At 69.4% G+C, this 15,207-nt stretch carries 15 protein-coding genes; 8 read left to right on the forward strand and 7 right to left on the reverse strand.

What is annotated here, in order from left to right; genetic code table 11:
* Nucleotides 1-861 carry a universal stress protein gene (locus OG876_RS29040; RefSeq protein ID WP_328519822.1) on the reverse strand — a complete coding sequence of 287 codons (861 nt, stop codon included), beginning with the start codon at nucleotides 859-861 and terminating at the stop codon, nucleotides 1-3.
* A gap of 163 nt (nucleotides 862-1,024) precedes the next feature.
* Between OG876_RS29040 and OG876_RS29045 the strand changes: the two genes are divergently transcribed.
* Nucleotides 1,025-2,077 carry a zinc-dependent alcohol dehydrogenase family protein gene (locus tag OG876_RS29045; protein ID WP_328519823.1) on the forward strand — a complete coding sequence of 351 codons (1,053 nt, stop codon included), beginning with the start codon at nucleotides 1,025-1,027 and terminating at the stop codon, nucleotides 2,075-2,077.
* 61 nt (nucleotides 2,078-2,138) lie between these two features.
* Here the strand turns inward: OG876_RS29045 and OG876_RS29050 are convergent, their stop codons facing one another.
* Both OG876_RS29050 and OG876_RS29055 read right to left on the reverse strand, forming a co-directional pair.
* Nucleotides 2,139-2,615 carry a GyrI-like domain-containing protein gene (locus OG876_RS29050; protein ID WP_328519824.1) on the reverse strand — a complete coding sequence of 159 codons (477 nt, stop codon included), beginning with the start codon at nucleotides 2,613-2,615 and terminating at the stop codon, nucleotides 2,139-2,141.
* Between the two features lie 4 nt (nucleotides 2,616-2,619).
* Nucleotides 2,620-3,495, reverse strand: coding sequence for a universal stress protein (locus tag OG876_RS29055; protein WP_328519825.1), 876 nt, complete (start codon nucleotides 3,493-3,495; stop codon nucleotides 2,620-2,622).
* Between the two features lie 182 nt (nucleotides 3,496-3,677).
* Between OG876_RS29055 and OG876_RS29060 the strand changes: the two genes are divergently transcribed.
* The 5 genes from OG876_RS29060 (at nucleotide 3,678) to OG876_RS29080 (ending at nucleotide 6,999) form a co-directional block, all read left to right on the forward strand.
* Nucleotides 3,678-4,238, forward strand: coding sequence for a hypothetical protein (locus OG876_RS29060; RefSeq protein ID WP_328519826.1), 561 nt, complete (start codon nucleotides 3,678-3,680; stop codon nucleotides 4,236-4,238).
* 5 nt (nucleotides 4,239-4,243) lie between these two features.
* Nucleotides 4,244-5,119, forward strand: a complete 876-nt coding sequence (locus OG876_RS29065; protein WP_328519827.1) for a universal stress protein — start codon at nucleotides 4,244-4,246, stop codon at nucleotides 5,117-5,119.
* Between the two features lie 112 nt (nucleotides 5,120-5,231).
* Entirely contained in the window at nucleotides 5,232-6,164 is a 933-nt protein-coding gene (locus OG876_RS29070; protein ID WP_328519828.1) for a universal stress protein, read from the forward strand.
* Nucleotides 6,165-6,184: 20 nt separating this feature from the next.
* On the forward strand, nucleotides 6,185-6,745 hold the full coding sequence (locus tag OG876_RS29075) for a flavodoxin family protein (RefSeq protein ID WP_328519829.1): 561 nt from the start codon (nucleotides 6,185-6,187) through the stop codon (nucleotides 6,743-6,745).
* Between the two features lie 17 nt (nucleotides 6,746-6,762).
* Entirely contained in the window at nucleotides 6,763-6,999 is a 237-nt protein-coding gene (locus tag OG876_RS29080) for an SHOCT domain-containing protein (RefSeq protein ID WP_328519830.1), read from the forward strand.
* 15 nt (nucleotides 7,000-7,014) lie between these two features.
* Here OG876_RS29080 and OG876_RS29085 read toward each other — a convergent pair whose 3' ends face one another.
* The gene (locus OG876_RS29085; protein WP_328519831.1) at nucleotides 7,015-7,662 is read right to left on the reverse strand and encodes a helix-turn-helix domain-containing protein; all 648 of its coding nucleotides are present in this window, start codon (nucleotides 7,660-7,662) and stop codon (nucleotides 7,015-7,017) included.
* Nucleotides 7,663-7,878: 216 nt separating this feature from the next.
* On the opposite strand from OG876_RS29085, the gene OG876_RS29090 reads away from it, so the two are divergent.
* A complete protein-coding gene (locus OG876_RS29090; RefSeq protein ID WP_328519832.1) occupies nucleotides 7,879-8,532 on the forward strand; it encodes a response regulator transcription factor in 654 nt (217 codons plus the stop codon).
* Nucleotides 8,533-8,575: 43 nt separating this feature from the next.
* Here OG876_RS29090 and OG876_RS29095 read toward each other — a convergent pair whose 3' ends face one another.
* The 3 genes from OG876_RS29095 to OG876_RS29105 all read right to left on the reverse strand — a co-directional run bounded on the left by OG876_RS29095 (nucleotide 8,576) and on the right by OG876_RS29105 (nucleotide 12,349).
* The gene (locus OG876_RS29095; protein ID WP_328519833.1) at nucleotides 8,576-9,079 is read right to left on the reverse strand and encodes a flavodoxin domain-containing protein; all 504 of its coding nucleotides are present in this window, start codon (nucleotides 9,077-9,079) and stop codon (nucleotides 8,576-8,578) included.
* A 70-nt stretch (nucleotides 9,080-9,149) separates the two neighbouring features.
* Nucleotides 9,150-9,974, reverse strand: coding sequence for a universal stress protein (locus tag OG876_RS29100; RefSeq protein WP_328519834.1), 825 nt, complete (start codon nucleotides 9,972-9,974; stop codon nucleotides 9,150-9,152).
* The gene (locus OG876_RS29105; RefSeq protein ID WP_328519835.1) at nucleotides 9,971-12,349 is read right to left on the reverse strand and encodes a phosphoketolase family protein; all 2,379 of its coding nucleotides are present in this window, start codon (nucleotides 12,347-12,349) and stop codon (nucleotides 9,971-9,973) included. The genes OG876_RS29100 and OG876_RS29105 overlap by 4 nt, the downstream gene beginning before the upstream one ends.
* A 128-nt stretch (nucleotides 12,350-12,477) precedes the next feature.
* Here OG876_RS29105 and OG876_RS29110 point away from each other — a divergent pair, with 128 nt between their 5' ends.
* Nucleotides 12,478-15,183, forward strand: coding sequence for a bifunctional acetate--CoA ligase family protein/GNAT family N-acetyltransferase (locus OG876_RS29110; RefSeq protein WP_328519836.1), 2,706 nt, complete (start codon nucleotides 12,478-12,480; stop codon nucleotides 15,181-15,183).
* Nucleotides 15,184-15,207 lie beyond the last annotated feature (24 nt).

A 15,207-nucleotide genomic window follows, 5' to 3' on the forward strand; every position in this document is an offset into this window, starting at 1 on the left:
TCAGCTGTGATGGATGACGGCGACCGGGCAGTGCGAGTGGTGGAGCAGGCCGCGCGCCACTGATCCCAGCCGCAGCTCGGAGAACGCGGTGTGGCCGAGCCCTCCGACCACCACCAGGTCGGCGAGCTCGGACTCGTGCGCGAGCGCCCGCACGGGATGATCGGCGACGGCACGGTGGTCGACATCGACCTCGGGGTACTTGCCTTGCCAGTCGTCCAGCGTCCGTGCCAGGAGTTCGTCGGATGCATCGGCCCAGGGCGGCCGGCTCGGATCGGTCCAGACGCTGGGATCGGGGTAGCTCTCGCGGATCTCGACAGCGTGGACACCGACGAGTTCGGCGTTCGTCGCGTCCGCCAGCTCGAAGGCGAAGTGCAGCGCGTCGTGGCCTTCCAGCGATCCGTCGACGCCGACCACGATCCGCCGGTGTGCGGGAGCCGCCGGATCCCAGGTGTCGGGTACGACGACCAGCGGCACATTGGTGCTGAGCGCCGTACACGTCTGGGAAGTCGATCCGAGCACGAGCTCCGCGAAGCCGCCCATGCCGCGGCGGCCGACGATGAGCGCCTGGGCGCGCTCGGACAGCTCGAGGAGGATCTTGGCCGGGTGGCCGTGGCGCACCTCCAGCGACGCGGCCGTGAATCCGATCCGCTGGAGCTCCTGGAGGGCGTCCTCGAGCACCTCGCTGCCGTCGTCCGGTCCGGTCGGCGGTGGGCTCGTTGGGCGCTGGGGCTGATCGTCCAGGACGTAGACGGCGTGCAACGGTGCGTGCCGCAGGGTGGCGTACGACGCGGCCCAACCGAGCGCGATCAGGCCGTCGCGCGATCCGTCGATCCCGACGAGTACGGGCAGTTGCGCTGACATGGGGGACACCTCTCGGTTCGTACTCCAGCAGTTCCAGTCAAGCCGTGCGCAGGCGCTGGAGGCAGGGCCGAAGGTCCCGTCTGGAGGTGTAGTTCGGCCGCAGGCAGGGCCGGTGCGAAGGGCCATCGTCGAAGGTGGAAAAGGTCGTCTAGGGAGGTCTGTTATGAAGGCATTGGTCTACAACGGTCCGGGGCAGCGGAGCTGGCGCGAGGTGCCGGATCCGGTGATCCAGGATCCTGAGGACGCGATCGTCCGCGTCGACGCGGTCACGATCTGCGGCACCGATCTGCACATCCTGAACGGCGATGTGCCGACGGTCGAGCGGGGCCGGATCCTCGGTCATGAGGCGGTCGGCACGATCCTGTCCGTTGGCGACGGGGTTCGTGGGGTGGCGGTCGGCGATCGGGTGCTGATCTCCTGCATCACGTCGTGTGGCCGATGCGAGTACTGCCGGCAGGGTCACTACGGTCAGTGCCTCGGCGGTGGCGGCTGGATCCTCGGTCACCTGATCGACGGCACCCAGGCCGAGCAGGTCCGGGTTCCGTTCGCGGATCGGTCCGTGTACAAGCTGCCGGACAACGTCAGCGACGAGGAGGCAGTGCTGCTGGCCGACATCCTGCCGACGTCGTACGAGGTCGGCGTACGCAACGGCAAGGTCTGGCCGGGCGACACGGTCGTGATCGTGGGGGCCGGGCCGATCGGGCTCGCGGCGATCGCCACCAGCAAGCTGTTCAGCCCGACGCGGATCATCGTGGTCGACGCGGCCGACTCGCGGCGCAAGGCCGCACTCGAGCGGGGTGCGGATCTCGCGCTCGACCCGGACGACGACGTCGAGAAGACGGTTCGTGAGCTGACCGGTGGGCTCGGCGCCGACGTTGCGATCGAAGCGGTCGGAATCCCGGCCACCTTCGAGCTGTGCACCCGTGTCGTCCGGCCTGGCGGGACGGTCGCGAACGTCGGTGTGCACGGCGCGCCGGCCACGCTGCACCTGGAGGATCTCTGGATCAAGAACGTCACCATCACCACCGGACTGGTCGACACTTCGTCGACCCCGCGGCTGCTGGCGATGCTCGCCGCCGGCCGGCTGGAGCTGCCCGGTCTGATCACTCACCGCTTCGGCCTCGACGAGATGCAGGACGCGTACGACGTCTTCTCGCGGCCCGCGGAGACCGGTGCCCTGAAGGTCGCCCTCTTCGCCGAAGCCGGAGCCGAGTAGCAGCACAACAGCCGCGGTCCGCGACCCTGGAGTCGCGGACCGCGGCTGTTGCCGTTCGGTGTCAGACGTCAGCAGCCGGGAAGGTGATCGGCTGCACGACCTCGATGCGACCGCCCAGATCGTCACAGGTGGGCAGGTCGTGGTAGATCTCCCAGCTGTCTCCGTCCCGGTCGGCGCCTTCGGTTTGCAGCCAGTCGTCGATGGCTTGGCGCGCCGGGCCGATCTTCTCGTGCGCCCCCTTGTGCCTGCCGACGACGACCGGTCCGGCCGGCAAAGTGGACGGATGGACCAGGCCTGAGTCCGTGATCGGAGCCGCCACCGGGATGCCGGCCTCTACTTCGATGAGATCGTCGTGCACCGGCCGGCTGCGGGCGAACGGATAGCCGGACGACGGGATGCCGTGGCGAAACAGGTACGTCGCGACCTCCGTGCATGCCCGGGGCACAAAGTCGGTCAGTTGCGCCGGCACGAGGACCGCGCGCCGAACGGCTGTCGCCTGCTCGGGGAGCATCCGTGGTTGCGGAGCGAAGCTGGACATGGCGTCAGCGGACGATGGCGACGGGGGACTGGGCGTGGTGCAGGACGCTCTGGCCGACCGAGCCGATGAGCAGGCCGGTGAAGCCGCCCCGGCCGCGGGAGCCGACGACGACCAGGTCGGCCGAATTCGCTCGACGGACGAGAGCCTGGGCCGCCGATCCGCTCACGAGTTCGGTCTGCCAGTGCACATCGGGATGATCCGCCACCGCGCCGGCCACGGACTCGGCGACGAGCAGCCGGGCCTCGTCCTCGATCTTCTGTGCGTCGAACGCAAGCATCGAAGCGCCCTCGGCGTAGTTCAGGAACGGCGTGGTCCAGGTGTGCAGCGCGACGACCTGGGCGCCCAAGGCCTCGGCCTGGTCGAAGGCGAAGTCGATCGCCTTGGCCGACGCCTTGGATCCGTCGACTCCGACGACCACGGTCGGCCCTTCGTGGGCGTGTGCCCGCAGGTCATGCGGGATCACGATGACCGGGCACGGAGCGTGCGTGGTCACCTGGACCGCGACCGACCCGACCAGGAGTCCGCTCCAGCCGCCGTGGCCGCGCGAACCCAGGACAACGAGGCGGGCGTGTTCAGCCCCGTCGAGCAGGGCTGGTACGGCGGCTCCGCCGACGAGGCTGGCTTCGACCTGTAGCTCGGGGTGCTGCAGACGGACGCTTTCGGCAACCGAGTCAAGCCCCGTCTGGCGCGCCGTTCGCAAGGCGTCGAGCGGAACGACCTGCCCCGGTGAGGGGCGCACGGTGACGATGAGCTCGAACGCCTCCAGGATCCGCAGCGGCGCGACCAGCCGAACGGCTTCGGTGACGGCCCAGCGCAGGGCGCTCTGGCTGCCGGGCGAGCCGTCGTACCCGACGAGGATCGGAGCAGGTCGTGACGACATGGTGATGGCCTCCTGTGTTCTTCCGCTCTCAGAGTGCGCCGGGAGTCGAGCGGCGGGACAGCGGCATACGTCCCGAGCTGACGGGCCCTTCGGCTGGTGGCGGTGAGGTGAGAACGGCCCTGACCGGCAACGCGGGCGAGATTCACGATCGAAGTGTCCGCATCGAGTGAAAGGAAGACACCATGACCACCACGCCGCACCGCCGCGATCTACCGACTCCCGTGATGGAACCCGACGGCGATCAGTACCCGATCATCACCACGGCGGCCGGGCGTGCGCTCGCCGTCCTGCGGATCGCGTTTGGCCTCAAGTTCCTCTGGGCGTTCTTCGACAAGCTGTTCGGCCTCGGCTACGCCACCCCGTCCGGCAAGGGCTGGATCGACGGTGGCGACCCGACAGCCGGCTTCCTGGGCAAGGGCACCAGTGGCCCGATGAGCGACTTCTACCACTCGCTGGTCGGTGACTGGTGGGTCACTCCGCTGTTCATGATCGGCCTGGCCGGCATCGGTCTCGCGCTGACTCTGGGCATCGGGATGCGGATCGCCGCCGTCTGCGGCTCGCTGCTGTACCTGCTGATGTGGTCCGCGAACCTACCGCCGCAGACCAACCCGGTTCTCGACGATCACATCCTCGGCGCCATCACCCTCGTCGTCCTCGCGCTCGTTGCCGCCGGCAACGTGTGGGGGCTCGGCCGTTGGTGGGGCAAGCTCGACATCGTCCGCCGGTACCCGTGGCTGCGGTGAGCACAATGACTGTCAAACCGGTGATCCATGTCGGGGTCGACGGCTCCTGGCGTGACACCGGTGCGCTGGAGTGGGCTCTCCTCGAGTCGCTGCTCCGGCGTGAGCCCCTCCAGGCGGTGCATGTGATCGAGGACAGGCCCCGGTATGCACCGGGCTGGAAGGCGGACGTCGTGGACGACTCCTCGTTGGAGCTCGTCGGCGAGGTTCAGAAGTACCTGGACGAGAGCCCCGGCTCGCTCGACCACGAGGCTGATCTCGTGGTCGGGCCACCGGCCCGGACGCTGACCGAAGTCGCGGCCGGCAGCCGGATGCTGGTGGTCGGCCGGCGGGGGATGGGGACGTTCAAGCGACTGCTGATCGGCTCCACCTCGGAGGTGGTTGCGGCGAACGCGCAGGCCCCGGTTGTGATCGTGCCCGAGCACTGGAAGCCCGGCGACCACTCCGGTCCGGTGCTGGTCGCGGTCGACGACTCCGACAACAACCAGGCGATCATCGAGTTCGCCATCGCGGCTGCGACCGAGCGTGGGTTGGCCGTGCGGCTGGTCCATGTCTGGGATCTGCCGGCCATGTACAGCTGGGACGCGATGAACGTCGCCGGCGTCAGGGCCGAGTGGACCGAGAACGCGGAGCGCCACTTCGAGAACGTGACAGCCGAGTGGCGGCAGAAGTACCCCGGACTGACGATCCATGCGGATGTACGCCGCGGCCACCCGGTCGACGGCGTCGTCACGGCGGCCACCGAATGGGACGCCCAACTCCTGGTCATCGGCACCCGCCACCACACCAGGTTGACGTCCTTGCTGCTCGGATCCGTGACCCGCGGTGTGCTCCACCACGCGACGTGCCCGCTGGCCGTCGTACCGGCGCCCACGAGTAGCTGATGGCCGAAGGTCCTCCACATGTCCGTCCATCCGGCGGGAGCGGAGGGCCCGCACGGCCCTGCCGGAGCCGCCGGGGTCGCGGCAGGCTCGAAGTGACAAGAGAGGTGAAGAGATGAGTACTTGGACACGGACCGGGCCGGTTGTGGTCGAGGTCGACGGCACCGCGGAGAACCTGCGGATCGTGGACTACGCGGCCGCGGAGGCACTTCGGAGCGGGGCCGAGCTGGTGCTGGTGGCACCGTATTCGGCGCATGGTTCGTTCTCCCCGATGATGCCCGGGTATGCGCCGAAGGCGCCGGCCGAGCTCGCGGACGATGCGTTGCGGGCGGCTGTCGCCCATGTGCGGCATCGGGATGGTTATGCGATGGAACTCGCCGCGGTCGCCGGTGAAGGATCGCGGGTGCGGGTTCTCGCGCACGCGGCGCGGAAGGCGCGGATGCTGGTGGTCGGTCGGGCGCGCAGTCGCGGACCGCAGCGGCTGATGAACACCCACGTGCACCTGACGCTGGCGAGCCGGGCCGGCTGCCCGGTGGTCGTCGTACCGGCGTCGTGGAAGCCGTCGCTGGTGGACCGGAAGGTTGCCGTTGGCATCGATGGTACGGCGCTGTCGTCGGAGGCACTCGAGTTCGCCTTCGGTGTCGCTGCCGGCCGGGAGGCCGACCTGGTCGTCGTGCACGCGGGTCTGCCCGCGGAGCATGCCTGGAACGACGAAGACCCCGATCACTCGTGGATCAGCCGGGCGGACCACCTGCTCTCGGAGATGCTCGCCCCCTGGACGAGCCGGTTCCCGAACGTGAAGGTGACGCGGTTCCTGAGCAGCCGTCAACCGTCGGCCGCACTGGTGCACGAAAGTGCCGAGGTCGGCCTGGTCGTGGTCGGTTCACACACTGGTCCGCTGCCGGTCGACCCGGTGGCGCGCCGTTCGGTGGCCGCGATGACCTGCCCGGTCGCGATCGTGCCGCATCACGTGACCGCGGCCGAGCGCGAGCCCGTGGAGCAGCAGCTCGACTCCCGGCGCGGCGAGCTCGTCGTACCGATGTACTGACCCTGAACGGAGGCTTGATCATGTCCGAGACCGTACGTGCGCTTGTGGTGTACGAGTCGATGTTCGGAAACACCGAGCGGATCGCGCGGGCGATCCGTGACGGGCTGCAGCGGAGTATCCCGACCGAGGTCGTCCCGGCGTACCGGGCGCCGACCGTGGTCCCTGCCGACGTGGGGCTGCTGGTCGTCGGGGGACCGACGCATGCGTTCTCGATGAGCCGGCCGTCCACGCGGCAGGAGGCGCGGAAGCAGGACGACGTGGTGATGCCGATCGAGGTCGGGATCCGCGAGTGGCTCGACGCGCTGGCGACCGACACGAGGGCCGCCACCGGACGCCGGTCGAAGCACGTCGAGGTGGCGACGTTCGACACCCGGATCGCCAAGGTCCGCAGGTTCCCCGGATCGGCCGCACGGTCGGCCGCGAAGCTGCTGCGGAAGCTGGGGTTCCGGCTGATCTCGCCGTCGACGAGCTTCTTCGTGGACGAGACGACCGGGCCGATCCGCGAGGTCGAGATCAAGCGCGCTCGGCAGTGGGGCGACGAACTCGGCCGGCTGCTCACCACCTCCGTGACGGCGGCCTGAGGCACTGAGGAGGACCGATGATGCAGATGGGTGCCGGCATGGGCTGGATCCTGTTCGCGGGGATCCTGTGGGTGCTCGTCGCCGGTGCAGCCGTGTGGGTCGCGGTGCGGCTGGTCCACCAGTCGCGTCCGAGGCCCACCAGCCTTCCGTCGCCGCTCGACATCCTCGAGCGCCGCTTCGCCGCCGGCAAGATCACCCGCGACGACTTCGACGAAGCCCGCGCCCGCCTCCGCGAGCACCAACTGGATCTTTGATCCCGCGCCGGGTGCTCACCAGGAGCGGATGCGGCGGCCGGTGATGCGGTGGGGGTCGATGGCCATGTAGGACTCGCGGGTTCCGCCGGCCCAGGGCACGACTCGGCCGCGGGCGGCGTCGAGTTCTTCGCGCGTGACCGGACGGACCATGCCGTGGACCAGGACGCTCCAGCCGTCGTGCAAGGCTTCGTCGGTGAAGTCGATCTCGAAGGTGATCGGGGCCAGGTCGAACTGCGCGACCGCGCTGTCGGCCGCGGTCCGGAAGATGATCAGGTCGTTGAGGTAGCAGTAGTTGACCGGTATGACCACGAGCTCGTCGGCACCGTTGTACGCGATCCGGCCGACATCACCGGCGTCGATGAGCTTCACGCACTCCTCCTTGCGCATCGGCTCGAGTACGGGCGCGGTCGGTGAACGCCGAGGGGTTCGGGGCCGATAGGGCCCGGTCAGGTCGCCGATGCTGATGTCGAGGGCACGCGACAACCGGACGAGCTCTGCGCCGGTCAGTGCGAACGGCCGGGTCTCGATGTTCTCGATGCGCTCTGTGCTCAGGCCCGCTCGCTCCGCGACCTCCGCCGTACTCAGGCCGAGGGCCAGCCGGCGTCCCCGGATGCGGATGCCGAGGTCGCTCGGCCTGCCTGCGGTCTGTGACCTGGTGTCCATCGGAGTCTGCCTTCCCATCGATTTCGGCAGTTCCAGACAATCAGCTGGGCACCCGGGCGGGCAGAGCACGATGTCCTGAAGGACCAGGGCCGGTCGGCACGTTCGCGCCGAAGGTCCCGCTCCGGGTGGGACCGTTGCCCCTGGCGCGTTCCGTGCCGGGGACGAGATGCTGCTGGGACCACGTCGTACGGTGGGTGAAAAGCCAAGGAGACGGTCATGACGATCAAGGTGTTCCTGCTCGACGACCATGAGGTGGTCCGGCTGGGACTTCACCAGCTGCTCGACGCGGAGCCGGACATCGACGTCGTCGGTGACGCCTCGACCGCCGCGGAGGCGATCGCGCGGATCCCCGCCGTACGCCCCGATGTCGCCGTCCTGGACGTCCGGCTGCCCGACGGCGACGGCATCACCGTCTGCCGCGAGATCCGTTCGTCGATGGAGACTCCGCCGGCCTGCCTGATGCTCACCTCGTACTCCGACGACCAGGCGCTCTTCACCGCGATCATGGCCGGCGCGGCGGGCTACCTGCTGAAGCAGATCCACGGCGACGCCCTGATCGACGCGGTACGACGGATCGCCGCCGGCGAATCGCTCCTCGACCCGACCATGACGATGAAGGTTCTGGAACGCCTCCGCCACCCGGTCGCCGACGAGGACCCGAGGTACGCCGCTCTCACCGAGCAGGAACGCCGCATCCTCGCCGAGATCGCCGAAGGCAAGACCAACCGCCAGATCGCCCAGTCGCTCTACCTGGCCGAGAAGACCGTCAAGAACTACGTCTCCTCGCTGCTGCGCAAACTCAACCTCGAACGCCGCACCGAGGCAGCCGTCTTCGCCATCGAACACTCGAAGAACCACCCGCAGCACTAGGTGGCCACTTCATCAGCCGAGGCAGTGCCCGGTTGAGCGGTGGCTAGTGCCGGCTGGCGGAGATGGCGATGCCGAGGTCGGTGGCCCACGCGCGGATCTCGGCCCAGTTGCGAGAGTCCCCGGCCAGGTTGCCTTTGGCGAGTCGGCGAGCGAGGAAGCCTTTGGCAGTGGCGGGTTCGAGCCGGCCGGCGAAGGTGACCGCTGGAGTGGCTCCGATGTCGCGCGCGAGACGGCGTACGACGGGAGGCATCTGCTGGTCCTGGTCCTTGTCGGGGCCGACCGGGCCGCTGTGGAACAGCCAGACCTGGCGCGTGCGCAGCCCGTCGGCGTTCGCCCGCAGGAAGCGGACGGCTTCGCGCCGCCAACGGCGGATGTAGATCGCGCTGCCGAGCACGACGGCTTGGTACGGCTCGATGGTATGAACCTGAGTGACGTCGAGGACGTCGACGTCGTGGCCTTGCTCGCGCAGCTCGGCGCCGATCGCCTCGGCGATGCCGGCGGTCCCGCCCATCTTGCTGGCGTAGGCAACCAATACTTTCCTGGACATCGAGGCCTCCTTCTGCTCACCCCAAGCACACCAGTCTCGGCACTGCGCCGGCAGTGCCGAACGGCCTCGGCTAGCGGGCCTCAGGGCCCTCGATCGCTGCGCGTGGGATGACGGCGACCGGGCACGGCGCCTGGTGCAGCATGGTCTGGCTCACCGAGCCGAGCAACAGCCCGGCGAAACCGCCGCGACCACGGGACCCGACGACCAGGAGTTGTGCATCGGCGGACCACTCGAGCAGGAGTTCCGAGGGATGACCGGGCACTTCGATCACCTCGGCGGTCCGCGCGTCCGCGTGAGCCCGGAGCGCGGCCGTGAGGTCGTGGTCGTCGTCCTCGTCGTCGGCCAGGACCGTCAGGATCCGGGCGGCGAGCTCGTGTCGCCGTGCGTACTCGAGGCCGAACTCGACCGCGGCGTCGGCGGCCGCGGACCCGTCGTACCCGATCACCACCCGGCTGCCCACCAAGGAGTCGTCGCTGGGACGTACGACGACCACCGGGCAGCGCGCGTGGGCAGCGAGCTCCAGTCCGGTGGAGCCGACGAGCAGGCTGACGGCCCGGCCGGACGCCCGGCTGCCGATCACGATCACCTCGGCGTCCCGGGACGCGGCCAGCAGAACGGGCGTGGGAAATCCGTCGACCCGCTCTGCCGTGATGGGCACGCCAGGGTCGAAGCTGTGCGCCACCTCGAGCGCCTCCGCGACGATCTTGTCGCCGGCGGCGCGCAGCCCGGGCGCCATATCGCTGGGTCCGAGCGGAACCCGGAACTCCGCCCACACGAAGGCGTGCACCAGCTGCAGACCGACCCCTCTGGCAGCGGCCTCGGCGGCACCCCACCGGATCGCGTTCTCGGAGTCGGCCTCGCCGTCGATGCCGACGACGACTTTCTTCGCCGTCACGTCGACGTCCCTGGCCAGCGCCAGTTCGTGATCTCGGGCATGTCCTCGCCGTGGGCCAGGATGTAGGCGTGGTGTCGCGCTCGCTGGTCGATGAGCCATTGGCGGACCTCGGCGGCCCGCTGACCGAGGCCCGGGACCCGGTCGATGACGTCGAGGGCCAGGTGGTAGCGGTCCAGGTCGTTGCGGACCACCATGTCGAACGGCGTCGTGGTCGTGCCTTCCTCCTTGTAGCCACGGACGTGGAGGTTGTGGTGGTTCGTCCGCCGGTAGGTGAGGCGGTGGATGAGCCAGGGGTAACCGTGGTAGGCGAAGATGACGGGCTTGTCCGTCGTGAACAGTGCGTCGAAGTCGGCATCGGCCAAGCCGTGTGGATGCTCGCTCGCCGGCTGCAGACGCATCAGGTCGACCACGTTGACGACCCGGACCTTCAACGACGGCAGGTGCTCGCGCAGCAGGCTCGCCGCGGCGAGGGTCTCCAGCGTCGGTACGTCGCCCGCACACGCCATCACCACATCCGGAGTGCCGTCGTCGTTGCTGGCGAAGTCCCAGATGCCGAGGCCGCGCGCGCAGTGCAGGGCGGCGGCCTCCGGGGCGAGCCAGTCCGCCTGGGGCTGCTTGCCGGCGACGATCACATTGATGTAGTCGTGGCTGCGCAGGCAGTGCTCGGCGGTCGACAGCAGGGTGTTGGTGTCCGGCGGTAGGTAGACCCGGATGACCTCGGCCTTCTTGTTCACCACGTGATCGATGAAGCCGGGGTCCTGGTGGGAGAAGCCGTTGTGGTCCTGCCGCCAGACGTGTGAGGTCAGCAGGTAGTTGAGCGAGGGGATAGGCCTGCGCCACGGCAGGGCCCGGGTGACTTTGAGCCACTTCGCGTGCTGGTTGACCATCGAGTCGACGATGTGGACGAACGCCTCGTAGCAGGAGAACCAGCCGTGCCGGCCGGTCAGCAGGTAGCCCTCGAGCCAGCCCTGACAGGTGTGCTCGCTGAGGATCTCCATCACCCGACCGTCCACCGCCAGGTGCTCGTCGGTGGGCAGGACCTCGGCGTTCCAGGCTTTGCCGGTGACGTCGTACACCGCGTCCAGCCGGTTGGAGGCCGTCTCGTCCGGACCGAAGACGCGGAAGTTCCGGTGCGCCAGGTTGTCACGCATCACGTCCCGCAGGTAATCGCCGAGGACCCGGGTGGGTTCATGCTCGGTTTCGCCTGGACCGGCGACCTGTACGGCGTACGCACTGAGCTCGGGAAGGTTGAGGTCCTGGCTGAGCAGTCCGCCGTTGCTGTGCGGACTGGAACCCATCCGGCGGTCATCGGGCGGAACCTGCGCAAGCAGCCGGGCAACCGGTTGGCCTTCGGCGTCGAACAGTTCTTCCGGTCCATAGCTGCGGAGCCACTCCTCCAGGAGCCGCAGGTGGTCCGGCGAGGTGCGGACCTGGGACAGCGGCACCTGGTGCGACCGCCAGGTCCCTTCGACCAGTACGCCGTCGACCTCGTGGGGCCCGGTCCAGCCCTTCGGTGTGCGCAGGACGATCATCGGCCAGCGGCGACGAGGTGTGCCCTCGTGGGCGCGCGCTTCGGCCTGGATCCCGGCGATGTCGTCGAGGACCTGGTCGAGGGTCAGCGCCAGAGCCTGGTGGACGTGCTCGGGCTCGTCGCCGTCGACCAGGTACGGCTGGTAGCCGTATCCCTCGAACAGCCGGGTCAGTTCGTCGTCACCGATCCGGGCCAGGACGGCCGGATTCGCGATCTTGTAGCCGTTGAGGTGCAGGATCGGCAGGACGGCGCCGTCGGTGCGGGGATCGAGGAACTTGTTCGAGTGCCACGAAGTCGCCAGCGGGCCGGTCTCGGCTTCGCCGTCGCCGATGACACAGGCGACGACCAGGTCCGGATTGTCGAGTACGGCGCCGTACGCGTGGCTGAGGGAGTAGCCCAGTTCGCCGCCCTCGTGGATCGAGCCGGGCAGCTCGGGCGCGACGTGACTCGGGATGCCGCCGGGGAAGGAGAACTGCCGGAAGAGCTTCGCCATCCCGTCGGCGTCCCGGGACACGTCCGGGTAGGTGTGGCTGTAGCTGCCTTCGAGCCACGTGTTCGCCGCGATGGCCGGACCACCGTGGCCCGGACCGATGACGTACATCATGGTCAGGTCGCGCTGCCGGATGACCCGGTTGAGGTGCGCGTAGAGCATGTTCAGCCCAGGCGTCGTACCCCAGTGACCGAGCAGGCGCGGCTTGATGTGCTCGGGCCGCAGCGGCTCCTTGAGCAGGGGGTTGCCGAGTAGGTAGATCTGGCCGGCGGACAGATAGTTGGCCGCCCGCCAATAGGCGTCGAGGTCGGCCACCTCGTCGGCGGACAGCGGCTTACCGGTGAGCTCATCCATGGCTCCCAGCGTCGCGGTATCGGGCAGTGCTCACCCAGAGTCGAAGGTCCCGCCGTCGTGGGACCCATCGGCACTGGCCTGGGCAGGCTTCGCCGCGGTGAGCTGGTGGGGTGTCGGAAGGAGACGTCATGACGGCGGTCGAGCAAGTGGGTGGGCGGGCCGGCGCGGGCTGGGATGTGCTCGCCTCGGACGGTTCGGTAGTGCGGATCCGTCCGCTCCGGGAGGACGACGAGGCGGCGCTGGACGCGATGAACGAGCGAGTGTCGGACCGGTCGATCTACCTGCGGTTCTTCGGGATCAGCCGATCCAACGCCGACGAGCACACGCACCACTTGGCGACAGTCCACGACGACGGGCATGTCGCGGTGGTGGCCGAGTACGGCGGTCAGCTGGTGGGTGTGGCGAGTTACGAACCGCTGCGCGCGGGCGAAGCCGAGATGGCCTTCCTGCTGGAGGACTCGGTGCACGGCCGGGGGATCGGCACGCTTCTCCTCGAGCAGCTCGCCGCGATGGCCCGGGAGAACGGGATCCAGCGGCTGCGCGCCGACACTCTGGCCGAGAACGCGGGCATGCTGCGCGTGTTCGCCGGCTCCGGGTTCGAACTGGTCCGCAGGTTCGACAGCGGTGTGGTCGAGCTGGCGCTGGACACGGCGTACCAGCCCTCGACGCTGGAACGGATGGCCGACCGCGAGCGGGCGGCTGAGGACCGTTCGCTGCACCGGCTGTTCTCGCCCCGAGCGGTGGCCGTGATCGGCGCCGGCCGGAACCCCGGCGGGATCGGCCACGAGGTCCTGCGGAACCTTGTCAAGGGCAACTTCACCGGACCCGTGTACGCCGTCAATCCGCACGCGGACCGGGTCGCGGACCTGCCGTCGTACCCGTCGATCGTGGATGTGCCCGGTGAGGTCGACCTCGCGATCATCGCGGTCCCGGCCGAGCAGGTACGGCAGGTTCTGACCGAGTGTGGCGCCAAGAGCGTCGGGGGAGCAGTGGTGCTGACCTCGGGCTTCTCCGAGCTCGGGGCTGCCGGGCGCGAGGCACAGCGGGAGATCCTCGAGGTCGCTCGCCGGAACAGTATCCGGCTGATCGGCCCGAACTGCCTCGGGCTGGTGAACACCGACCCGGCGATCAACCTGAACGCGACCTTCGCCGAGGTCTCACCCACACGCGGAACGCTGGCGATCGCGGCGCAGTCCGGTGCCGTCGGCATCGCGGTGCTCGATCAGGCGGCCCGGACCGGGCTGGGCATCTCCGAGTTCGTCTCGCTCGGCAACAAAGTCGATGTCAGTGGCAACGACCTTCTGCTGCACTGGTGGGGTGACCCGCGGACCGCGGTGATCGGGCTGTACCTGGAGTCGTTCGGGAACCCACGCAAGTTCGGCGGGCTGGCCCGCCTGGTCGGCCGGACGAAGCCGATCCTCGTCGTGAAGGGCGGTCGTTCGGCGGGTGGCCGGCGGGCCGGTGCCTCGCACACTGCCGCGGCGTCGACTCCGGAGACCGCTGTGGACGCCCTGTTCGCGCAGTCCGGCGTACTGCGGATGGACACTGTCGAGGAACTGGTGGAGACGGCCCGGGTGCTGAGCGTCCGGCCGTTGCCTCGTGGCCGTCGGCTCGCCGTCGTCGGCAACGCCGGTGGTGCCGGAGTGCTCGCCGCGGACGCGGCCGGCCGGCTCGGACTGGAACTGCCCGAGCTGAGCCCGGCTGTTCAGGCCGAGCTGGCCGCTGTCGGTGCGGTGGGGAGCGGCAACCCCGTCGACCTCGGCGCGGCCGCGTCGCCGAACAGCCTGGCCCAAGCCATGAAGGTCATCGTCGACAGCGGCGAGGCCGACATCGTGCTGGTCTGCTATGCCGCCACGCGCGCCGGCCGGGTCGAGGACATCTACGACGCCGTCGCCAGGACCGCGACCCAGGCCGAGGTGCCGATCGTCGTGAACTGTGTCGGTGCGACTCACGCCGCGCCGGAGGTCGCGCTTGCGGACGGCCGTCGCTTGCCGGTGTTCCCGTTCCCGGAGAGCGCCGTGCGCGCGTTGGCCCATGCCGTTCAGTACGCCGAGTGGCGGTCGCGGCCGCAGGGCGTCGTACCGGACCTGGCGCGGGTCGATGCCGTTGGAGCGCGAGCCGTCGTGCGGTGGTTTCTCGAGCAGAGCCCGGACGGAGGCTGGTTGGGGCCGTTGCAGGCCGGTCAGCTTCTGCAGTGCGCCGGGGTCCCGGCGATCCCGGTTCTCGCCGCGTCGAGTCGTTCCGAGGCGATCCGGGCGGCCGAGTCGGCGGGATATCCGGTTGCACTGAAGACTGCCGCGCCCGCCGTCCTGCACAAGACCGATATCGGCGGTGTGCGGGTTGGATTGGCGAACTCGGTGCAGGTGGCGACGGCGTACGACGAGGTCGTCGCCGCGGCCGGGGATCCGCAGGTCGTGGTGCAGGCGATGGCACCGGGAGGGACCGAGTTGGTGATCGGCGTGGTGCGGGACCGGCTGTTCGGCCCGCTGCTCATGGCCGGTAGCGGTGGCATCCTCACCGACCTGCTGGCCGACCGCCAGTGGCGCGGCCTACCGCTCACGGACCTCGACGCCATCGAGACGCTGCACTCACTGCGCTGCGCACCACTGCTGGCCGGCTACCGCGGCGCCCAAGCTGCGGACCAGGAGGCCGTCCTGGACGTCATCCACCGCATCGCCTGGCTCGCCGAACAGATCCCCGAGCTCGCAGAACTCGACATCAACCCGCTGATCGCCGGCCCGTCCGGCGCCTTCGCGGTCGACATCAGAATGCGCCTCACCCCGGCGAACCCCGAACCCGACTGGCACGCCCGCCGCATGCGCGCGGACAGCTGAGCCGGACGTGCAGCGTCCCCGTCT

Origin of the sequence: Kribbella sp. NBC_00359 (assembly GCF_036097425.1) — a bacterium.
Lineage (GTDB): Bacteria > Actinomycetota > Actinomycetes > Propionibacteriales > Kribbellaceae > Kribbella.

Excerpts from the sequence above, each read along its gene's own strand:
- OG876_RS29055 (WP_328519825.1), bottom strand. The coding sequence starts at position 3,495 with ATGTCGTCACGACCTGCTCCGATCCTCGTCGGGTACGACGGCTCGCCC.
- OG876_RS29095 (WP_328519833.1), bottom strand. The coding sequence starts at position 9,079 with ATGTCCAGGAAAGTATTGGTTGCCTACGCCAGCAAGATGGGCGGGACC.
- OG876_RS29105 (WP_328519835.1), bottom strand. The coding sequence starts at position 12,349 with ATGGATGAGCTCACCGGTAAGCCGCTGTCCGCCGACGAGGTGGCCGAC.
- OG876_RS29080 (WP_328519830.1), top strand. The coding sequence starts at position 6,763 with ATGATGCAGATGGGTGCCGGCATGGGCTGGATCCTGTTCGCGGGGATC.
- OG876_RS29065 (WP_328519827.1), top strand. The coding sequence starts at position 4,244 with ATGACTGTCAAACCGGTGATCCATGTCGGGGTCGACGGCTCCTGGCGT.
- OG876_RS29050 (WP_328519824.1), bottom strand. The coding sequence starts at position 2,615 with ATGTCCAGCTTCGCTCCGCAACCACGGATGCTCCCCGAGCAGGCGACA.
- OG876_RS29045 (WP_328519823.1), top strand. The coding sequence starts at position 1,025 with ATGAAGGCATTGGTCTACAACGGTCCGGGGCAGCGGAGCTGGCGCGAG.
- OG876_RS29075 (WP_328519829.1), top strand. The coding sequence starts at position 6,185 with ATGTCCGAGACCGTACGTGCGCTTGTGGTGTACGAGTCGATGTTCGGA.
- OG876_RS29090 (WP_328519832.1), top strand. The coding sequence starts at position 7,879 with ATGACGATCAAGGTGTTCCTGCTCGACGACCATGAGGTGGTCCGGCTG.
- OG876_RS29060 (WP_328519826.1), top strand. The coding sequence starts at position 3,678 with ATGACCACCACGCCGCACCGCCGCGATCTACCGACTCCCGTGATGGAA.
- OG876_RS29070 (WP_328519828.1), top strand. The coding sequence starts at position 5,232 with ATGAGTACTTGGACACGGACCGGGCCGGTTGTGGTCGAGGTCGACGGC.
- OG876_RS29040 (WP_328519822.1), bottom strand. The coding sequence starts at position 861 with ATGTCAGCGCAACTGCCCGTACTCGTCGGGATCGACGGATCGCGCGAC.
- OG876_RS29085 (WP_328519831.1), bottom strand. The coding sequence starts at position 7,662 with ATGGACACCAGGTCACAGACCGCAGGCAGGCCGAGCGACCTCGGCATC.
- OG876_RS29110 (WP_328519836.1), top strand. The coding sequence starts at position 12,478 with ATGACGGCGGTCGAGCAAGTGGGTGGGCGGGCCGGCGCGGGCTGGGAT.